Source organism: Streptomyces sp. GL_148 (assembly GCF_057834205.1).
Genome location: NZ_CM174396.1, coordinates 3,059,611 through 3,082,441 on the forward strand (window position 1 = coordinate 3,059,611; position 22,831 = coordinate 3,082,441).

At 73.7% G+C, this 22,831-nt stretch carries 2 protein-coding genes; both read right to left on the reverse strand.

Translation table 11 applies throughout. From position 1 onward, the window contains the following. Positions 1 to 48 precede the first annotated feature (48 nt). The gene (locus tag AC3IYI_RS14075; protein WP_489410502.1) at positions 49 to 11,793 is read right to left on the reverse strand and encodes an amino acid adenylation domain-containing protein; all 11,745 of its coding nucleotides are present in this window, start codon (positions 11,791 to 11,793) and stop codon (positions 49 to 51) included. Continuing rightward, positions 11,790 to 22,823: a non-ribosomal peptide synthetase gene (locus tag AC3IYI_RS14080; protein ID WP_489410503.1), complete on the reverse strand. Its 11,034-nt coding sequence runs from the start codon at positions 22,821 to 22,823 to the stop codon at positions 11,790 to 11,792. The genes AC3IYI_RS14075 and AC3IYI_RS14080 overlap by 4 nt, the downstream gene beginning before the upstream one ends. Between the last annotated feature and the right edge of the window lie 8 nt (positions 22,824 to 22,831).

The following is a 22,831-nucleotide window of genomic DNA, read 5'->3' on the forward strand; positions in this document are numbered from 1 at the left end:
CCGGTCATGGAGACCGGCCGGGCCGTCGTCACTGCGCGGGAACCCGTGTCACTTGAAGTCGGCGAGGCGGTCGGCGAGCACCCGGCCGATCTCGGCGATCGGCTCCGGCCTGGTCATTTCCGCGTGGGTCGCGGTCACCTGGTACGTCTCGATCTGGCCGGTCACGAACGGGCGCCACGCCTCGGCGGCCTGCCGTACGAGGTGCCGGTCGGCAACCGGGTCGGGGGTGGCGACGAACGCGAGGACCGTGGTGCGGACCGGCGCGGGACGCCAGCTCACCTCGATCCGGCGGTTGTTCGCGGCCACCTCGGCGAACCGGGAGACGTGGCCGCGTTCGATGCCGGCCAGCGCACTGCCCTCGCGTTCGAGGATCTCCCAGGTCAGGTCCGCGGTCAGCGGGCCTTCGCCGAGCCCGGCCGGGTCCACCCCGACCATCGACAGCAGACCGGCGTAGACGTCCTGTTCGTCGATGGCGGCCTCGTCTCCGGCAGGCGCCTCGGTGACCGGGACCTTGTCCAGCGAGATCAGCACCGCGACCTCTTCCCCCTCCTGCTCCAGCAGGTGCGCGATGGCGTGCGCGATGTTCGCGCCCATCGACCAGCCGAGCAGGTGGTAGGGGCCCTGGGGCTGGACCTCGCGGATCTGGGCCAGGTAGTCCGCCGCCATGTCCTCCATGGTGTCCGGGAGTTCCTCCGCGGCGCCCAGGCCCCGCGACTGGAGCCCGTAGACCGGGTGTCCGGTGACGTACCTCAGCAGGCCGGCGTAGACGCTGCTCAGGCCGCCGACGGGGTGCAGGCAGAAGAGCGGGGTGCCCTCGCCGCCGGTGCGCAGGGGCAGCAGGACGCCGAACTGGTCGTCGGCGCCGTCGGCGTTCGTGTCGGCGAGCCGCTCGGCGAGCTGGGCGACCGTCGGCGCGTCCCACAGGACGCGCAGCGGGATGTCGGCCGAGAAGGTCCCACGGACCCTGTTGACCAGCAGGGCCGAGCGGATCGAGTTGCCGCCCAGTTCGAAGAAGTTGTCGTCGATGGACACCTTGGGCAGGTCGAGCACCTCGGCGAACAGCCCGCACAGGACCTCTTCCCGGGCGGTGCGCGGTCCGCGTCCCGCCGCGGCGGCGAACTCGGGTGCGGGCAGGGCCGCCCGGTCGAGCTTGCCGTTGGGGGTCAGCGGCAGCGCGTCCAGGACCACGAAGGCTGCGGGCACCATGTACTCGGGCAGTTCCGCGGAGAGCAGTTCCCGCAGGTGTGCCGCCGGGGGTACGGCCGCGCCGGCGACGGGGACCGTGTAGCCGACCAGGACCTGGAGCCCCGGGGTGTCCTCGCGGACGACGACGGCGGCCTGGCCGACCTCGCGGACCTCGCTCAGGACCGTCTCGATCTCACCGAGCTCGATGCGGTGACCGCGCAGCTTGACCTGATGGTCGGCCCGCCCCAGGAACTCCAGCTCACCATCGGTCCGCCAACGCGCGATGTCACCCGTGCGGTACATCCGCACACCCGGCACACCGAACGGATCCGCCACGAACCGCTCACCCGTCAGCGCGGCACGGTTCAGATACCCCCGCACCACACCATCACCGGCGATGTACAAATCACCCGCGACACCCGGCGCCGCCGGACGCAGGCCCTCATCGAGGACGTACACCTGCGTGTTCCACAGCGGACGCCCGATCGCCGGAGCCCGCCCGTCCCCACGCACCTCCGACATCGACGACCACACCGTGGTCTCCGTCGGCCCGTACATGTTCGTCACACTCGAACCCAGACCGGCCATCGTCGCCGCAAGACCCGTCGGCAGCGCCTCACCACCGACCAGCATCGTCAGACCACGCACCGCCTCCGGCTCCTGGGCCGTCAACGCCTGCCACAACGAAGGCGTCGCCTGCATCACCGTGGCACCACTCCCACGGACCAGCCCCGCCAACGCCGCCGGATCACGCACCACATCACGTTCGGCGACCACCACGGCCGCACCCGAGATCAGAGGTACGTACATCTCCAGGGCCGCGATGTCGAAGGCGATGGTCGTCACCGCCAGCAGCCGGTCGCCCGGGCCCGGTGCGAACCGCTCGCGCACGGCGCACAGGAAGTTCACCAGGGCTGCGCGCGGCACCACCACGCCCTTGGGCTTGCCGGTGGAGCCGGACGTGTAGATCACGTACGCCGGGTGGGCGGGGTCGCCCGCGGGGCGGGGCGTGACGGCCGGCTGCTGCTCGATCAGGGCCGCCACCGCCGGGTCGTCGAGCACGATCTCCTCGACGCCGGCGTCGAGCGCGGTACCGGTGGTGGTCAGCGCGAGGACGGGACGGCTGTCCTCGACCATGTGGGCGATCCGGTCCCGCGGGTACTCCGGGTCCAGCGGCAGGTAGGCCGCACCGGATTTCAGGACCGCGAGGAGCGCGACCACCAGGTCCGCGGAGCGCGGCAGGGACAGGGCCACGAAGGTCTCGGGCCCCGCACCTCGGGTGGCCAGAAGCTGCGCCAGCCTGTTCGCGCGCACCTCCAGCTCCCCGTACGAGAGTTCGCTCGCGCCCGCCAGGACGGCCGGGGCGTGCGGGTCACGGGCCACCTGCTCCTCGAACAGGCGCAGGAAGTCCGGGGCCGGAACCTCGCGGGTGGTGTCGTTCCACTCGACGAGCACCTGCCGCCGTTCCTGCGGCGTCAGGACGTCGAGTGCACCCACGGCCAGGTCCGGGGTCCGGGCGATGGCGTCCAGCACCCGCTCGAGGCGGGCCACCAGGGCGCGGGCCGTCCCCGCCTCGATCAGGTCGGGCCGGTAGCCCACGCGGATCTGCAGGCCCGTGCCGGGCGTGACCATCAGGGTCAGCGGATAATGGGTGGAGTCCTCGCCGGCCACGTCCGCGACGTGCAGCCCGGAGGCCTTCTCCTGGAGTCCGGCGGCGTCGAACGGGTAGTTCTCGAACACCACCAGCGTGTCGAAGAGTTCGGTGAGGCCGGTTTCGCCGAGCACGTCGGAGAGGCCCAGGTGCTGGTGCTCGATGAGGGCGGACTGCTGGTCCTGCAGGCGGCCCAGCAGCTCCAGCAGCGATTCGTCCGGGTCCGTCGTCACGCGCACCGGCAGGGTGTTGATGAACAGGCCGACCATCGACTCGATGCCCGGCACCTCCGGCGGGCGGCCGGAGACCGTGCCGCCGAAGACCACGTCCCGGCGCCCGGTCAGCCGCCCCAGCAGGACCGCCCAGGCGCCCTGGATCAGCGTGTTGAGGGTCAGACCGGTGGTCCTGGTCAGGGCGCGCAGCTGCTCGTGCAGTGCGTCGGGCAGGTCCAGGCTCAGCTGCACCGGTGCCACCGGAGTCCGGTTCGGGTCGGCGGGCACGAGCAGGGTGGGCTCGGTGACGCCGTCCAAGGCCTGCTTCCAGGCCTGCCCGGCGGCGCCCCGCTCCCGCCGGGCGAGCCAGGAGAGGTAGGTGCGGTACGGGGTGACGGCGGGCAGGGACGTGTCGTCGCCGCGCGCCTGGTAGAGGGCGAACAGCTCGGTCATCAGCAGCGGCATCGACCAGCCGTCGAGCACGATGTGGTGGTTGTTGAACAGCAGTGTGTACCGCTCGTCCGCCAGCCGTACGAGGGTGAAGTGCAGCAGCGGCGGCCGGGTGAGGTCGTAGCGGCGGAAGCGGTCCTGCTCGACGATCCGCTCCAGCTCGGCGGTGCGCGCCGGCTCGTCCATGGCGCGCAGGTCGATCTCGGTCCACGGCAGTTCGACCTCGCGCCGCACGACCTGGACGGCCGCACCGGAGCGGACCCGGCGGAAGCCGGTGCGCAGGTTGGCGTGGCGGCGCAGCAGGCCGGCGACGGCCTCGCGCAGTGCCTCCGCGTCGACCTCCCCCTCCAGGCCTATCTCGAACTGGACGGTGTACACGTCCAGTTCGCTCTGGTCCAGCTCCGAGTGGAAGAGCAGTCCCTCCTGGAGCGGGGCGAGCGGCAGGACGTCCTCGACCGAGGCGGGGTCGTCCGCCTCCAGCTCGTGGATGTCCTGCTGGCCGACGGTGACGAGATCCAGGTCCGAGGGCGTGCGCCCGCCGGAGCCGGGGTGCTCGGCATGCGCGGCCAGTGCCGCGAGCGCCTCGGTCCAGCTCTCGGCCAGGCCGCGGATCTCCTGCTCGGAGAACAGGGCCTCCGGGTAGCGCCAGAAGGCGGTCAGTCGCGGACCCTCCGGCCCGTCGGCGGTCGACGCGAGGATGTCCAGGGCGTGCGCCACCGGCATCCGCGGGTCGTCGCCGCCGATGAGGACCTCCTCCGGCGCCGGGCCCCAGTCCGCGTTCTCCTCGCCCGTCCCGGCGGTGAACCTGCCGAGGTAGTTGAACGAGATCTGCGGGGCCGCCGCGGCGGCGAGGACGGGTGCGGTGCGCTCGTTGAGGTGGCGCAGCAGGCCGTAGCCGATGCCGTGGTCCGGGATCTCCCGCAGCTGCTCCTTGACCCGCTTGAGCGCGGCCCCGGCGGCCGCTCCGGCCAGGGGACCGCGGGCCGGATCCGGCTCGCCCGCGTCCACGAGGACCGGGTAGGCCGAGGTGAACCAGCCGACGGTGCGGGACAGGTCCGCTCCCGGCACGACGTCCTCGCGGCCGTGGCCCTCCAGGGCCACCAGCACGCCGGTCGGCGCGTCCGGGTCGGTGCTGCGGCGATGGGCCGCCACGGCCTGGGCGAGCGCGGTGGTGAGCACGTCTCCCACACCGGCGTGGAAGGCGGCCGGGACCGTGGTGATCAGGCCGCGGGTCAGCTCTGCGGGCAGGGTGACCTCCACCGTGCGCACGGTGGCCGCCACGTCCCGCGCCGGGTCGGGTGCCTCGGAGCCGAGCAGCGGGTCCGGTCCCGTGAGGCGGCCGAGCCAGGCGTCGAGTTCGGCCTCCCGGGCGGGTTCCCGGGCGGCCTCGTACAGCCGCCCGGCCCAGGTGCGCAGTGAGGTTCGCACGGGCTCCAGCGCGGGCCGCTCCCCGGCCCGTACGGCCTGCCAGGCGGCCACCAGGTCCGGCAGCAGGATGCGCCAGGAGACCCCGTCGACGGCCAGGTGGTGGACGACCACCGCGAGCCGGCCCTGCCGCTCGTTGCCCGCGTCGAGCCAGACCGCGCGCAGGACGGTGCCCGCCTGCGGGTCGAGTCGCCCGACGGCCCGGCCGCCGTGCTCGGCGAGAGCCGCCCCGAACGAGGCCTCGTCGAGGCCGCGTACGTCGATCCGCTCGATCAGCGCGTCCGCGTCGACCGCTCCGTGCGGCAGGGTCTCCAGGTGCCAGTCGGGGTTCCGCTCGCCGGTGACGGTCAGCCGCAGTCGCAGCGCGTCGTGGTGGTCGACGAGCGCCTGGAGGGCGGCCAACAGCTGCGGGCGGGTCAGGCCGGCCGGGGACAGAAGGACCATGGACTGGCTGAAGCCCTCCATGGGCGCCTGCCGGTCCCGGAGCCATGCCGTGATCGGCGTCAGCGGAATCTCGCCGGTTCCCGCGCCGGCCTCCTCCAGCGGGGTGGCGTCCTCGGTGGTGGCGACGGCTGCCAGGCCCGCCGGGGTGCGGTGCTGGAACACGTCCTGGGCGGTGATGACGAGTCCGGCGTTGCGGGCGCGGGCGACGAGCTGGATGGAGACGATGCTGTCGCCGCCGAGGTGGAAGAAGTTGTCGTCGGCGCCGACCTCGGACTCCGCCAGGCCCAGGAGTGCGGCGAACAGCCCGCACAGGGTGCGCTCGGCGGGGGTGCGCGGGGCACGGACGGTGCGGGCGCGGTCGGCCGTCGGCGCCGGCAGCGCCCTGCGGTCCACCTTTCCGTTGGGCGTCAGCGGCAGCGCGTCCAGGGTGACGAACGCGGACGGAACCATGTAGTCCGGCACTGCGGCGGCCAGTTCCTCGCGTGCGGCCTCGGCGTCGGCGTGCTCTGCACCGACCGCCGGGACGAGGTAGGCCACCAGGCGCCTGACGCCCGGGGTGTCCTCGCGGAGGACCACCACGGCCTGGCCGACGTCGGGGCGGCGGGCGAGGATCGCCTCGATCTCGCCCGGCTCGATCCGGAACCCGCGCAGCTTGACCTGGTCGTCGGCGCGGCCGACGAATTCCAGCAGACCGTCGGAGCGCCAGCGCACGACGTCGCCGGTGCGGTACATCCGGGCTCCCTCGCCGCCGAACGGCAGGGCGACGAAGCGCTCCGCGGTGACGTCGGGGCGGCCCAGGTAGCCGCGGGCCAGGCCGGGCCCGGACACGTACAGCTCGCCGGGTACGCCCACCGGCACCGGGCGGAGCGACCCGTCGAGGACGAAGGCCCGGGCGTTGACCACGGGGTGTCCGATGGGCGGCGCGTTCTCTTCCTGCCAGGGCTCGCTGTCGGCGCCGCCGCGGGTCAGGACGGCGTAGGAGGCTGCGACGGTGGTCTCCGTGGGGCCGTAGCCGTTGACCATGCGGCGGCCCGCCGACCAGCGGCGCACCTGCTCCGGCGGCAGCGCCTCACCCGCGACGGCGAGTGACATCCCTTCCGGGAGGGCGCCGTCGGGCATGGCGGCGAGGGCGGCCGAAGGCAGCGTCACCTGCGTGATGGCGTGCTCGGCGAGCAGCTCGGCCAGCGGCTCACCCGGCATCAGCCGCTCCTTGGGCGCGAGCACCAGCTCGGCACCCGTCAGCAGGGCGACGGCGATCTCGGCGAAGGCGGCGTCGAAGCTGACCGAGGCGAACTGCAGCACGCGGTCCGACGGGCCGACCCCGAAGGCCTCCGTGGCCGCGGCGTGCAGACCGGCGATGCCGCGGTGGCCGACCACGACGCCCTTGGGCCTGCCGGTGGAGCCGGAGGTGTAGATGACGTAGGCGGGGTGGTCCGGGGACAGCGGAGCGTGGCGCTCCGCGTCGGTGACGGCGGTCCCGGCGCGGGCCGCGACCGCCTCGGCCACCTCGGCGTCGTCCAGCAGCAGTACGGGTGTGCCGGCGGCCGGGACGCCTGCGGCCGAGGTGCTCAGCAGCAGCGCCGGGGCGGCGTCGGCGAGGATGTACGCGATGCGGTCGGCCGGGTAGTCGATGTCGACCGGGACGTACGCGGCGCCGGACTTGGCGACCGCGATGATCGCGACGACGAGCTCCACGGAGCGCGGCAGCGCGATGGCGACCCGCTGCTCGGGGCCGGCGCCGCGGGCGATCAGCTCGCGGGCCAGCCGGTTGGCGCGGGCGTCGAGTTCCGCGTAGTCGAGCGTGGTCGCGGCGAAGGTGACGGCCGGTGCGTGCGGCGTACGGGCCACCTGGCCGGCGAACTGCTCCGGGAAGGTGCCGTCGGCGAGGTCCCGTACCGTGCCGCTCCACTCGCCCAGCACCTGCCGCCGCTCGTCGGCGGAGAGGATCTCGACGCCGCTCAGCGGGGCCGAGGTGTCGTCCGCGACGGCGGTCAGCAGCCGCTCCAGGCGGTCGCACAGGGCGGAGACGGTCGGCGCGTCGAACAGGTCGCTGCTGTATTCGACGACACCGCCGATGCCGTCCGCCGCTCCGTCGGCCGTGTAGCGGTCGGTGAGGCTGAAGGACAGGTCGAACTTGGCCGCGTGGGAGTCGACGCGCTGCACGCCGACGGCGAGGCCGTCGATGTCGAGGCTGGCGGCGGCCACGTTCTGGAAGGCCAGCATGACCTGGAACAGGGGGTGTCGGGAGAGCGAGCGCTCCGGGTTGACCGCCTCGACGAGCCGCTCGAACGGCAGGTCCTGATGGGCGTAGGCGGACAGGTCCGTCTCGCGGACGCGGTGGAGCAGCTCGGCGAAGGTCGGGTCGCCGGATACGTCCGTGCGCAGCACCAGGGTGTTGACGAAGAAGCCCACGAGGTCGTCGAGGGGCTCCTCGGTACGGCCGGCGATGGCCGAGCCGATGGGGATGTCCTCGCCGGCCCCCAGCCGGTGGAACAGTGCGGCCAGGCCGGCCTGGACCACCATGAACAGCGTCACTCGCTCGCGGCGGGCGACGTCCGCGAGCTTGCGGTGCAGCTCCGGGGCGAACCGTACGGGCAGGGAGCCGCCCCGGTAGCTGGCCACGGCCGGGCGCGGCCGGTCGGACGGGAGGTCGAGCGCTTCGGGCAGGCCGGCGAGCTGGCCCTGCCAGTAGGCGAGCTGGCGGGCGACGGTGCTGTTCTCGTCGTCGGTGTCGCCGAGGACCCGCTGCTGCCACAGCGTGTAGTCGGCGTACTGCACGGGCAGGGGCTCCCAGTCGGGGGCCGCGCCGCGCGTCCGGGCGGCGTAGGCGGCCGACAGGTCGCGGCCCAGGGGCGCCAGGGAGGAGCCGTCGCCGGCGATGTGGTGGATGAGGAGCAGCAGCACGTGGTCCGTCGCGCCGAGCCGGAGCAGCTCGGCGCGGATGGGGTGTTCGGTCGCGATGTCGAAGGCGTACGCGACGCTGCGCGCGAGGTCCGCGTCCAGTGAGTCTTCGTCGGTCTCGGTGACCACGAGCTCGGGGACGGTGCCGAGGACGACCTGGTACGGCTTGCCCTCGGCCTCGTGGAAAACCGTGCGCAGGCTTTCGTGGCGGTGCACCACGTCGCTGATCGCGGCCTGGAGCACCTCGGGGTCCAGCGGGCCGGACAGGCGCAGCGGCAGCGGGATGTTGTACGTGGGGCTCGGGCCTTCCAGCCTGCTGAGGAACCAGAGCCTGAGCTGAGCCAGCGACAGCGGTACCTGCTCCGGGCGCTCGGCCGCGGTCAGGGCCGGGCGGCCGGATGCGGCGCCGGAGGCACCCGCCTCCAGCCGGGCCGCGAGCTGGGCGACCGTCGGGGCGTCCCACAGCACGCGCAGCTGGGTCTCCACGGCGAAGGTGGTGCGGATGCGGCTGATGAGCTGGGTGCCGAGCAGGGAGTTGCCGCCGAGCTCGAAGAAGCTTTCGTCGATGCCGAAGGCCGTGGGGGCGAGGCCGAGGAGTTCGGCGAAGAGGCCGGCGAGGATCTCCTCGCGCGGCGTGCGCGGTCCGCGTCCGGCCGCGGTGCCGAACTCGGGTGCGGGCAGGGCCGCCCGGTCGAGCTTGCCGTTGGGGGTCAGCGGCAGCGCGTCCAGGACCACGTACGCGGCGGGCACCATGTACTCGGGAAGGCGTTCACCCGCGTGGGCGCGCAGTGCTGCCGCGGTGGGGGCCGGGGCGCCGCGCTCGGCCACTAGGTAGGCGGCGAGCTGTTGCGTGCCGGCGGAGTCCTCGCGGACGACGACGGCGGTCTGGCCGACCTCGCGGACCTCGCTCAGGACCGTCTCGATCTCACCGAGCTCGATGCGGTGACCGCGCAGCTTGACCTGATGGTCGGCCCGCCCCAGGAACTCCAGCTCACCATCGGTGCGCCACCGCGCGATGTCACCCGTGCGGTACATCCGCACACCCGGAACACCGAACGGATCCGCCACGAACCGCTCACCCGTCAGCGCAGCACGGTTCAGATACCCCCGCACCACACCATCACCGGCGATGTACAAATCACCCGCGACACCCGGCGCCGCCGGACGCAGGCCCTCATCGAGGACGTACACCTGCGTGTTCCACAGCGGACGCCCGATCGCCGGAGCCCGACCGTCCCCACGCACGTCCGACATGCTCGACCACACCGTGGTCTCCGTCGGCCCGTACATGTTCGTCACACTCGAACCCAGACCGGCCATCGTCGACGCGAGACCGGCCGGCAGCGCCTCACCACCGACCAGCATCGTCAGACCACGCACCGCCTCCGGCTCCTGGGCCGTCAACGCCTGCCACAACGAAGGCGTCGCCTGCATCACCGTGGCACCACTGCCACGGACCAGCCCCGCCAACGCCGAAGGATCACGCACCACATCACGGGGCGCCACGATCACCCCGGCGCCGCTGATCAGCGGCAGGTACAGCTCCAGCACCGCGATGTCGAAGGCGATCGTGGTGACCGCCAGCAGCCGGTCGGCCGGCTCCGGTGCGAACCGCTCGCGCATGGCGCACAGGAAGTTGGTGACGGCGCCGCGCGGGACGACCACGCCCTTGGGCTTGCCGGTGGAGCCGGACGTGTAGATCACGTACGCCGGGTGGGCGGGGTCGCTCGCGGGCAGTGCCACCGGGCGGGCCTCGGCAACGGCCCGCGTGGTGGCGGGGTCGTCGAGGACGACGACCCGGGGGCCGTCCGCCGGGAAGAGTCCGGCGGTGTCGGTGGTGGCCAGCGCGAGGGCCGGGCGGGCGTCTTCGACCATGTAGGCCACGCGTTCGGCCGGGTACTCCGGGTCCAGCGGCAGGTAGGCCGCACCGGTCTTCAGGACCGCGAGCAGCGCCACCACCAGATCCGGCGTGCGGGGCAGCGCGACGGCGACGAAGCGCTCGGGGCCCGCGCCGTGCGCCGCCAGGTGGTGCGCGAGCTGCCGGGCGCGCTCGTCGAGCTCGGCGTAGCTCAGGCCGCCGGCGCCGTCGGTCACGGCGAGGGCGTCCGGCGCCTCGGTGACCCGGGCGCCGAACAGCTCCAGGAAGTCGGTGGCGGGCAGCGGGCGGGCGGTGTCGTTCCACCGGGTCAGGACCTGCTCGCGGTCGGCGGGGTCGAGGATGTCCACCGCGCGGACCGGCAGTTCGGGAGTGTCCGCCACGGCTGCCAGGACGCGCTCCAACTGACGGGTCAGCGACCGGGCGGCCGCGTCGTCGATCACATCGGGGCGGTAGCCGACGCGCAGGGCGAGGTCCTCGCCCGGCATCACCATCAGGGTGAGCGGGTAGTGCGTGGAGTCCTCGCCCTGGAACGAGGCGACGTTCAGCGCGTTGCCCGGGTCCGCCTCGGGTGCCGCGGCGGACACCGGGAAGTTCTCGAAGACGACGAGGGTGTCGAACAGCTCCGGGAGGCCGGTCAGGCCCTGGACGGCGGACAGGCTCAGGTGCTGGTGGTCGATGAGTCCGGACTGCTGCTCCTGCAGGCGGCTCAGCATGCCCAGCAGCGGCTCGTCGGCGTCCATCGCCACGCGCACCGGCAGGGTGTTGATGAACAGACCGACCATCGACTCGATGCCCGGCACCTCCGGCGGGCGGCCGGCCACCGTGGCGCCGAAGACCACGTCCCGGCGCCCGGTCAGCCGCCCCAGCAGGACCGCCCAGGCGCCCTGGACCAGGGTGTTCAGCGTCAGCCCGGCGGACTGGGACCGCCGGCGCAGCCGCTCGGCGAGGGCGCCCGGCACGGTGACCCGCAGCTGCCGGGGGGCGACGGCTTCCCGGGTCTGGCCGGACGGCACCAGCAGGGTCGGCTCGGTGAGTCCGGCCAGCACCTCGCGCCAGGCCTGCTCGGCCGCGGTACGGTCCTGGGCGCCCAGCCAGTCGTAGTAGCGGCGCAGCGGGGGGAGCGCGGGGAGGCCGGCCGGGTCGCCGCCCTTGCGGTACAGCTCCAGGAGCTCGCCCACGACCAGCGGCATCGACCAGCCGTCGAGGAGGATGTGGTGGTTGCTGAACAGCAGCCGGTGCTCGCCTCCGCCGAGGTCGATCAGCGTGAAGCGCAGCAGCGGCGCCTTGGCGAGGTCGAAGCGGCGGAAGCGGTCCTCGGCGATGAGGCGGTCGAGCTCGGCCTGCCGGTCCTGCTCGTCCAGCCCCGACAGGTCCAGCCGGCTGAAGGGCACCGGTACCTGGCGGTGGATGACCTGGACGGCCTCGCCGGTCTTGCGCTGGCGGAAGCTCGCGCGGAGGTTGGCGTGCCGCTGCACCAGGGCCTGGGCGGCCGCCTGCAGCCTGTCCGAGTCGACCGGCCCGGTCAGGTCGAAGACGAACTGGACGGTGTAGACGTCCAGTTCCTCCTCGTCGAACCGGGCGTGAAAGTACATGCCTTCCTGCAACGGCGAAAGCGGGAGGATGTCCTCGATCCGTGTGCGACTCACTTCTGCGTACCCCATTCACCGTTCAGGTCGTCGTCGAGCTCATCGGCGAGCTCGTCGGCCAGTTCGTCTTCCAGTGCGTCGATCTCGTCCTGGGCCAGCGAGTTGAGTCCGAGGTCGGACGGGGTCAGACCGCCGGTGCCCGGGCCCTCGGCGTGCGTGGCCAGCCCGGTCAGGGCCCGGAACCAGCTCTCGGCCAGGTCTGCCACCGCTTCCCGCTCGAACAGCTCCTGCGGCCACTGCCAGATGGCGGTCAGCCGGGGCCCTTCGGGGTGGTTCTCGGTGGTGGCGCTCAGCTCGAGCGCGTGGGCGACGGGCATCCGCGGGTCGTCCCCGCCGTACGCGCCGCCCTCGGGGGCCGGCGCCCAGTCGGCCAGCTCCCGCGAGGCTCCCGTATCGAAGCGGCCGAGGTAGTTGAAGCCGATCTGCGGTGCGGGGAAGGACCCGAGGGACTGTGCCGTGGCCGGATTGAGGTGGCGCAGCAGGCCGTAGCCGATGCCGTTGTCCGGGATCGCCCGCAACTGCTCCTTGACCGCTTTCAGGGCCCGGCCGGCGGCCGGGCCGCCCGCCGAGACCTCCTGGTGGTCGACCGGGCCGGGGTCGAGGTGCACCGGGTAGAGGCTGGTGAACCAGCCGACCGTGCGGGACAGGTCCACGCCGGCCAGGAACTCCTCCCGGCCGTGGGCCTCCAGGTCGAGCAGGAGGGAGCTGCTCTGCTCTCCGGTGGTGCGGCGGCGCCAGTCGGAGACGGCGAGCGCCAGACCGGTGAGCAGCACGTCGTTGACGCCGGCGTGGAACGCGGCGGGAACGGTGGTGAGCAGTGCCTCCGTCGTGGCGACCGGCAGGGTCAGGCTGTACGAGGTGACCGTGTCGGCCAGGTCTCGCTCCCGGTCCACGTGCGAGCGGCCGATCAGCGGGTCCGGGTGGTCGAGCCGACGCTGCCAGGCGGCGAGCTCGGCGGTGCGCTCCGGTGCCGCGGCGGCCTCCTCCAGCCGCTGGGCCCACCGGCGCAGCGAGGTGCCCACGGGCATCAGCTCCGGGGTCCGGCCCGCCGACACGGCCTGCCAGACGGCGGCCAGGTCGGACTGGAGGATGCGCCAGGAGACGCCGTCGACGGCGAGGTGGTGGACGGCCAGGAGCAGGCGGCCGCGGCGCGCCGGCCCGGCGTCGTACCAGACCGCCTGGACCATCACGCCGGCGTCGGGGTCGAGCCGGGCCCAGGCCTGCTCGCCTTCGGCGGCCATGGTGGCGCGCAGCCGCTCGTCGTCGTGACCGGTGACGTCGATCCGCCGGATCAAGTCCTCGGCGACGACCTTGCCCCGCGGTACGACCTCCAGGTCCCACTCCCCCGCGTGCCGGGACAGCCGCAGACGCAGGGCGTCGTGGTGGTCCAGCAGCGCCTGGAGCGTGGCGGCGAGCCGCTCGGCGGTCAGCTCGGCAGGGGTCTGCAGCAGCAGTGACTGGTTGAACCGGTCGATGGCGCCGCCGCGTTCGCGCAGCCAGTGGACGATCGGGGTGAGCGGGAGCTCTCCGGTGCCCGCCAGCGGGTCCTCGCGCTCGGTGTCGGCGAGGGTCGTGGCCGTGGCGGCGAGCGCGGCGACCGTACGCAGCTGGAACACGTCCTTGGGCGTGAAGACCAGGCCGCGTTCGCGGGCCCGCGACACCAGCTGGATCGAGGTGATGCTGTCGCCGCCGAGGTCGAAGAAGCTCTGGTCGGCGGCGACCTCCGGCAGACCCAGCAGATTGGCGACGAGCGAGCACAGCACGCGCTCGGCGGCCGTGCCCGGCTGCCGGGCCTCGGCGGGTTCCGGGGCGGCGGGCGCGGGCAGCGCCGCGCGGTCGAGCTTGCCGTTGCCGGTCAGGGGCAGCGCGTCGAGGGTGACGAACGCCGACGGGACCATGTAGTCGGGCAGTTCGGCCGCGAGGGCCAGGCGGAGCGCGTCGTGGTCCTGCGCCGCCTCCCCGCGGGCCGGGACCACGTAGGCCACCAGCCGCTTGCCGCCCGGCAGGTCCTCGCGTACGACGACGGCGGCCGCGCCCACGGACGGGCGGCGCAGCAGCAGGCCCTCGATCTCGCCCAGCTCGATCCGGAAGCCGCGCAGCTTGACCTGATCGTCGGCGCGGCCGAGGAACTCCAGCCGGCCGTCGCCCCGGCGGCGCACGGTGTCGCCCGTGCGGTACATCCGGGTGCCGGACGGGCCGTACGGGTCGGCGACGAAGGCCGCCGCCGTGTCGGCGGGGCGGCCGAAGTAGCCGCGGGCCAGGCCTTCGCCGCTGATGAAGAGCTCGCCGGGCACCCCGGCCGGCACCGGCTGCAGCCGCTCGTCGAGGACGTACGTCCGCATGCCGTCCAGGGCCCGGCCGATCGGCATGACGGCGGGGACGTCATCGGCACGGTCCACGGAGTGGCTGGTAGCGAAGGTGGTGGTCTCGGTCGGGCCGTACCCGTCGGTGACGACCAGTCCGGGGCAGTGCTCCAGGACCCTGCGGACCGCCTCGGCCGGTACGACGTCTCCGCCGGTCCACACCTCTGCGACTCCGGACAGGGCCGCCGGGTGGTCCTCGGCCAGCAGCCGGAACAGGCCGGCGGTCAGCCACAGGCCGGTCACGCCGCGTGCGGCGACCAGCTCGCCGAGCCGGGTGAGGTCCAGCTGGCCGGGCGGGGCGACGACGACCTCGCCGCCGCTCAGGAGCGGCACCCAGATCTCGTACGTCGTGGCGTCGAAGGCGTAAGGCGAGTGCAGCAGCACCCGCTGGTGGGCGCCGTCCTGCCACCTGTGGTCCGCGGCGAGGGCGAGCACGTCCGCCTGCGTGACGGCGACGCCCTTGGGGAGGCCGGTCGAGCCGGAGGTGAACATGATGTACGCGAGCTGTTCGGGGCGGGCGGTGACGCCGGGGGCCGCGGACGGCTCGTCCGCGAGCGTGGCGTCGGTGTCGACGGTGATCACCGCGGTGCCCTCGGGCAGTTCGGGCACGTCGGCGGCGCTGTCGGTGAGGAGGACCACCGCTGCGGTCTCCACCATGGTGCGGCGCAGACGGGCGCCCGGATTCCGGGCGTCGAGCGGTACGTAGACCCCGCCCGCCTTGAGGACCGCGAGGGTGGCGACGAGCAGGTGCTCGGAGCGGTCCATGAGGACGGCGACGGAGGACTCGGCTCCGACACCGGTGCGGATCAGGCGGTGCGCGAGCCGGTTGGCGCGGGCGTCGAGCTCGCGGTAGGTGAGGGTGTGCCCGGCGGTGCTGACGGCGGTCGCGTCCGGGGTCCGGGCCGCCTGCTCGGCGAAACGGGCGGCGATGGACGGGGCGTGGCGGCGGGGTTCGTGCTCGCTGTCGGCGTCCGTGCCGCCGAGCAGCAGAGCGCGCTCGTCGGCGGCCAGCAGATCGATCTCGCGGACCGGACGGCCCGGGGCGGCGACGACGGCGGCCAGCAGGCGTTCCAGCCGGACGGCGAAGGAAGCGGCGGTGTCGGCGTCGAACAGGTCGGCGCTGTATTCGATGCCGCCCTCGATGCCGGCGGGCTCGCCCTCGCCGGTGTGCCTCTCCTTGAGGCCGAACATCAGGTCGAACTTGGCGATGTCCAGGCCCACGGGGTGGGGCTCGACGGTGATGCCGGGCAGGTCGACGGCGGCGTCGGCCGTGTTCTCCAGGGTCAGCATGACCTGGAACAGCGGGTGCAGGGACAGCGAGCGCTCGGGTCGCAGGGCGTCGACGAGCCGTTCGAAGGGCAGGTCCTGGTGCGCGTACGCGTCCAGATCCGTGTCCTTGACCCGGCGCAGCACCTCGGTGAAGGTCGGGTCTCCCGAGACGTCGGTGCGCAGCACCAGGGTGTTGATGAAGAAGCCGACCAGCTCGTCGAGGGCGGCGTCGGTGCGGCCCGCGACGGCGGTTCCCACCGGGATGTCGTCGCCCGCCCCGAGCCGGGACAGCAGCGTCGCCACCGCCGCCTGGAGCACCATGAAGAGGCTTGCCCCCTGCTCCCTGGCCAGGTCGGCCAGGCCGCGGTGCAGCTCGGAGCCGAGCTGGAAGGGGACGGTGTCCCCGCGGTGGCCGGCCACGGCCGGGCGCGGCCGGTCGGAGGGCAGCGCCAGCTCGGCCGGGAGGTCCGCGAGCTGCTGCTGCCAGTACCCGAGCTGGCGGGAGATGGCGCTGTCGGGGTCGTCCTCGTCACCGAGGATCTCGCGCTGCCACAGGGTGTAGTCGGCGTACTGCACCGGCAGCGGCTCCCACCGCGGCGCCTCGCCCTCCAGCCGGGCCGCGTAGGCCGCGGAGAGGTCACGGCCGAGGGGGGCCATCGACCAGCCATCGCCCACGATGTGGTGCAGCACGATCAGCAGGACGTGCTCGTCGGGGCCGGTCGTGAACAGCCGGACCCGCAGCGGCAGATCGGTCGTCAGGTCGAAGCCGCGGGCCGCGAACGCGCCGAGGGCGGTGTCGAGGCCGTCGGCGGGGACCGTGACGGTGTCCAGCTCCGGCAGCCGGTCGGTGACCAGCTGCCGCGGCCTGCCGTCGTTCTCGGGGAAGACGGTGCGCAGGCTCTCGTGACGCAGGGCCATGTCGGCCAGGGCCGCGCGCAGCGCCGGGAGGTCCAGGGCCCCGCGCAGGCGCACGGCCAGCGGCAGGTTGTACGTGGAGCTCGGGCCCTCGAAGCGGCCCAGGAACCACAGCCGGCTCTGGGCGAAGGACAGCGGCAGTTCCGCGTCCCGCTCGCGGACCGTCAGGGCCGTGCGGCCGGTGCCCGCGGTGTCCACCAGGGCCGCCAGGGCGGCGACCGTGGGTGCCTCGAAGATGCTCCGCACGGTGATCTCGGCGCCCAGTACGGCACGGATCCGGCTGATCAGCCGGGTCGCCAGCAGCGAGTGGCCGCCCAGGGCGAAGAAGCTGTCGTCGATGCCCGCCCCGGGCAGTTCGAGCACCTCGGCGAACAGGGCGCACAGCTGGGTCTCGAGCGCAGTGCGCGGGGCGCGGGAGGTCTCGCCCGGGTCCGGCGCGGGCAGGGCCCGCCGGTCGAGCTTGCCGTTCGGCGTCAGCGGCAGCGCGTCGAGGGCGACGAACGCGGCCGGGACCATGTATTCGGGCAGGGTCTGCGCGCAGAAGGCGCGCAGCTCGTCGGCGTCGGGTACCTCGCGGCCCGCGGCGGTGACCGGATAGGCCACCAGTCGGCGGATGCCGGGGCGGTCCTCGCGGGCGAGGACGGCGACCGCCGAAAGGGCCGGGTGCCGGGCGAGGACGGACTCGATCTCGCCGAGCTCGATCCGGAAGCCCCGGATCTTGACCTGGTGATCGATCCGGCCGAGGTACTCCAGCGTGCCGTCCGGCAGCCACTTCACCAGGTCGCCGGTGCGGTACATGCGGCTCCCGGAGGCGCCGAAGGGGTTCGCGACGAACCGTTCGGCGGTCAGGCCGGGGCGGCCCAGGTAGCCGCGGGCCAGCTGGGTGCCCGCCAGGTGGAGTTCGCCCGGGACTCCGGCGGGCACCGGGTTCAGACCGGCGTCCAGGACGTAGACCTGGGTGTTCCAGATGGGTCCGCCGATGGGAGCGGTGGCCGGCCAGTGCGCCCGGTCGGCCGGGAGGGTCCAGGCGGTCACGACGTGCGTCTCGGTGGGCCCGTAGTGGTTGTGCAGGCTGCGCGGGACCTCGCCGGAGTGCAGGGAGCGGATGTCCCGGGTGAGGACCAGGGCTTCGCCCGCCTGGGCGGTGTGGGTCAGCGACCGCAGTTCCAGGCCCTGTTCGAGGGCGGCCTCGGCCACCGCGTTGACGACCAGCTGCGGCGCGTACAGCTCGCCCACCTGGTGGGCGTCCAGCCAGCGCGCGAAGGCGGCGGCGTCGCGACGGATCTCCTGGGCGGGGACGACCAGGGTCTTGCCGGCCATCAGGGTGCCGAGGATCTCCTGCGCCGAGACGTCGAAGCTGATCGCGGTGAACTGGGCGACCCGGGCGGCGGGTGCCTCCGCGGGCGCGTCCGACGAGATCGCCGACTCGTGCCACGCCAGCAGGTTCAGCATGGCGCGGGCCGGCATGACGACGCCCTTGGGGCGGCCGGTGGAACCGGAGGTGTAGATGACGTAGACGGGCGCCTCGGGGGTCAGCGGGGCTGTGCGCTCGGCGTCCTGGACGGTGGTCGCGGGCAGCGCGGCGAGTTCGTCCCGTACCGCCGGCTCGTCCAGCAGCAGGACCGGGGCACCGGCGTGGCCGGCCCAGGTCCCGGTGGCGCTGAGGACGAGCGCGGGGGCGGCGTCGGCGAGCATGAAGGCGATGCGGTCGGCCGGGTACTCCGGGTCGACGGGAAGATAGGCGGCCCCCGCCTTGAGCACCGCGACGATGGCGGTGACCAGGTCGGCCGAGCGCGGCAGCGCGAGCGCGACGACGGACTCCGGGCCGATGCCGCGGCCGATCAGCAGGCGGGCCAGCCGGCTGGAGCGGGCGTCGAGTTCGGCGTAGTCGAGGGTGTCGCCTTCCACGACGACGGCCGGGGCGTCGGGCGTACGGGCGACCCGGGCGGCGAACATCCCGGGCAGGGTCGTGGCCGTCAGTGCCCGGTCGGTGTCGTTGTTCCGGACCAGGATGCCGTGGCGCTCGACCGGGTCGAGGATGTCGAGGCTCGCCACGGGCAGCCGCGGGTCGGCCGCGGCCAGGGTCAGCAGCCGCACCAGGCGGTCGGCCAGGCGCTGCGCGGTCGCGGCGTCGAACAGGTCGGCGCTGTACTCCAGCGTGCCCTCGATGCCGGTCGGCGAGCCGTCGGCGGACCGCTGCTCGCCCAGCGCGAAGAAGAGGTCGAACTTGGAGATGCCGCTGCCCAGTTCGTGCGGCTCGGCACGCAGGCCGGGCAGGGCCAGGGTGGCCTCGGGGTTGTTCTGCAGCGTCAGCATGACCTGGAACAGCGGGTGGGTGGCCAGCGAGCGCTCGGGGTTGACGGCCTCGACGAGCCGTTCGAACGGCAGGTCCTGGTGGGCGTACGCCTCCAGGTCGGTGTCCCGGACCCGGGCGACGAGTTCGCGGAACGTGGGCCGGCCGGAGACGTCGGTGCGCAGCACCAGGGTGTTGAGGAAGAAGCCGACCAGCTCGTCGAGCGCGTCGTCGGTCCGGCCCGCGATCGGCGTGCCGACGGGGATGTCCTCACCGGCGCCGGACCGGGACAGCAGCGCCGCCAGTCCGGCCTGCAGGACCATGAACAGGCTCGCCTGGCTGGTCCGGGCGATCTTCAGCAGCCGCTGGTGCAGCGCCGCGTCCAGGCGGAGCGGCACGGTACCGCCGCGGTACGTGGAGACGGCCGGGCGCGGCCGGTCGGTGGGCAGCGCCAGCTCGGCGGGGAGGTCCGCGAGCTGCTGCTGCCAGTACCCGAGCTGGCGGGAGATGGCGCTGTCGGGGTCGTCCTCGTCACCGAGGATCTCGCGCTGCCACAGGGTGTAGTCGGCGTACTGCACCGGCAGCGGCTCCCACCGCGGCGCCTCGCCCTCCAGCCGGGCCGCGTACGCGACGGACAGGTCACGGCCGAGGGGGGCCATCGACCAGCCGTCGGCCACGATGTGGTGCAGCACCATCAGCAGGACGTGCCGGTCCGGCCCGTACGTGAACAGCCGTACGCGGACGGGCAGATCGGCGGTCAGGTCGAAGCCCTCGGCGGCGAACGCGCCGAGCGCCTCGTCCACTGCGTCTTCGGTGACGGAGGCGGTCTCCAGCACCGGCAGCCGGTCGGTGACCAGTTGCACCGGCTTGCCGTCGATTTCGGGGAAGACCGTGCGCAGGCTCTCGTGGCGTCCGGCGAGATCGCCGAAGGCGGCCTGGAGGGCGGCGGTGTCCACCTCCCCGGCGAGACGCAGGGCCATCGGCACGTTGTAGGTCGGGCTGGGGCCCTCGAAGCGGCCGAGGAACCACAGCCGGCGCTGGGCGAAGGACAGCGGCGGTGCCCCGGCCCGCTCCCTCGCCACCAGGGCGGGCCGGCCGCCGTCCTGCTCGCGGACCTGGCCGGCGAGGCCGGCGACGGTGGGTGTTTCGAAGAGGCTGCGCAGCGAAAGCTCGATGCCGAAGACGGCGCGCGCGCGGGTGATCAGCCGGGTCGCGAGCAGCGAGTGGCCGCCCAGGTCGAAGAAGCTGTCGTCGATGCCCACCTTCGCCACGCCGAGGATCTCGGCGAACAGCGCGCACAGGATCTCCTCCTGCGGCGTGCGCGGCGCGCGGGCCGCCACCATGCCGGTCAGGCTCGGCTCGGGCAGCGCCTTGCGGTCCAGCTTGCCGTTCGGGGTCAGCGGGAAGGCGTCGAGGGCCACGAAGGCGGAGGGGACCATGTACTCGGGGAGTTCGGCGCCCAGGTACTCGCGCAGTTCCGCCGGGCCGGGCACGGTGAAGCCCGTGGCCGCGACGAGGTAGGCCACGAGGCGCTTGTCGCCGTCCTCCGCCTCGCGGACCACCACGACCGCCTGGTCGATGTCCGCGTGGCGGGCCAGGACGGACTCGATCTCGCCGAGCTCGATCCGGAAGCCGCGGATCTTGACCTGGTCGTCGGCCCGGCCGAGGTAGTCCAGCGTGCCGTCCGGCAGCCACTTCACCAGGTCGCCGGTGCGGTACATGCGCCCGCCGCGGGCCTCGAACGGGTCGGCGACGAACCGGTCGGCCGTCAGGCCGGGGCGGCCCAGGTAGCCGCGGGCCACGCAGGTGCCTGCGATGTACAGCTCGCCGCCGGCACCGGGGGCCACCGGCTGCAGGGATCCGTCCAGGACGTACAGCCGGGCGGCGTCCACGGGGACGCCGATGGGCGGGGTGCCGGAGCCGGACAGGGCGCCGCTGAGGGTGGCGGCGACGGTCGCCTCCGTGGGGCCGTAGGCGTTGACCATCCGGCGGCCCTTGGACCAGACCGCGACGAGCTCGCCCGGGGTGGCCTCGCCGCCCACGATCAGGGTGCTCAGCGAGGGCAGGTCCTGCGGTGCGAGGACGGCGAGGGCGGCCGGCGGGATCAGGGCGTGGGTGACCCCGTGCTCGTTGATCACATCGACCAGGCCCTGTCCGGGCAGCAGCCGGGCGGCCGGGGCGACGACCAGCGTGGCGCCGTTCAGCAGCGCCATGCAGACGTCCCAGAACGCGGCGTCGAAGCTGGGCGAGGCCATCTGCAGGACCCGACTGCCGGGGCCCGCTTCGAGCCGGTCCCGCTGGGTGGCGGCCAGGCCCGCGACACCGGCGTGGGTGACCAGCACGCCCTTGGGCTTGCCGGTGGAGCCGGAGGTGTAGATGACGTACGCGGGGGCGGCCGGGGTGAGCGGCGCGACGCGCTCGGCCGCGGTGGGGTCGGTGTCCACGGCGCCGGCGAGCCGCGCCACGACCTCGGGGTCGTCGAGCAGCAGCAGGTCCAGGGCCGCGGCGTCGGGGAGGTGCGCGGCGGATTCGCCATCCGCGATCAGCAGCGCGGGGACCGAGTCTGCGAGCAGGTAACTGATGCGGTCGGCCGGATAGTTGGTGTCCACGGGCAGGTACGCGGCACCCGCCTTGAGGACCGCGAGCAGCGAGACGACGAGCTCGGGCGAGCGGGGCAGCGCGAGGGCGACCACCCGCTCGGGGCCGATGCCCCGAGCGGTCAGCAGCCGTGCCAGCCGGTTGGCCCGCCGGTTGAGCTCGCCATAGGTCAGGGTGGCGCCCTCGTAGCGGACGGCGACGGCCTCGGGGTCGCGGCGGACCTGGCGCTCGAACAGCTCGGGGATCACCTCGCCCGTGTGCTGCCAGGCCGGACCCTCGCCGCGGGTGAGGATGTCGGCCCGCTCGTCCGCGCCCAGCACGTCGATGCGTCCGATGAGCCGGTCCGGGTCGGCGGCGAACGCCTCGAAGACGCGCAGCAGCCGGGCGGCGGCGGCCTCGGCGCCGTCCGGGCCGATGAGGTCCGGGCGGAAGCCGAGACGCAGCAGGAGGGAGTCGCCGGGGATCGCCGCGATGCTCAGTGGGTAGTGGTTGGCGTCGGCGGCGTCGATGCCAGCGAGGCGCAGCGAGCCTGCCTGCCGCTCGAAGTCGCTCTCCTCGACCGGGTAGTTCTCGGTGACGGTGAGGGTGTCGAACAGCTCGCCCACCCCGGCCAGCCGCTGGATGTCCGGCAGGCTCAGGTACTGGTGCGGCAGGAGTCCGGCCTGCTGGTCCTGAAGGTCGCGCATGAGCGCGACCAACGACAGCGAGGGTGCGAGACGGGCCCGGACCGGGACGGTGTTGATGAACAGGCCGATCATCGTCTCGATGCCGGGCACCTCGGCGGGGCGGCCGGAGACGGTCGAGCCGAACACCACGTCGTCCCGGCCGGTCGTCCGGCCCAGGACCACGGCCCAGCTGCCCTGGAGCACGGTGTTGAGGGTGACGCCGTGCGCGCGGGCGGTCTCGGTGAGCCGGGCGGTGAGCTCATCGGGGACGGTGACCATCAGGTGCTCGGGCGCTGCCGGGGCCGTGCCGGCGGCCCCCGGACCGGCCAGCAGGGTCGGCTCCTCGACCCCCTCCAGGACGCGCCGCCATGCGCCCTCCGCGGTGCTCCGGTCCTGCCGGGCCAGCCAGCCGAGGTAATCGCGGTACGGCGTGACCCGGGGCATGCCGGCGTCGTCGCCGCCGCGCCGGTACAGCTCGAACAGCTCGAGCAGCATCAGGCCGGTCGACCAGCCGTCGAGGAGGATGTGGTGGTTGGTGACGACGAGCCGGTGCCTGTCCCCGGCGTCCGTGACGAGGGAGAAGCGCAGCAGGGGCGCAGCGGTGAGGTCGAAGCGCTCGGCCGCATCCTGCCGCCGGACGTCCGCGAGCACCTCCTGCTGCTCCTGCGGGCTGCGGCCGGTGGCGTCGATGCGGCGCAGCGGCAGGCCGACGTCACGGGCGATCGCCTGGACCGGCTTGCTCAGCTTCTCGAAGCGGAAGCCGGCCCGCAGCCCCGCGTGCCTGCGCAGCAGGGTGCGGATCGCGGCCTGAAGCGTCGGGTAGTCGAGGGGCCCCTCCAGCTCGGCGACGAGCTGGGCGACGTATACGTCGAGCGACTGATCCTGGTATAGGGAGTGGAACAGCAGACCTTCCTGCAGGGGGGCCATCGGCAGAA

Bases quoted from the DNA above. Each gene is read 5' to 3' on its own strand.
- AC3IYI_RS14080 (WP_489410503.1), bottom strand. From the start codon at position 22,823: ATGGCCCCCCTGCAGGAAGGTCTGCTGTTCCACTCCCTATACCAGGAT.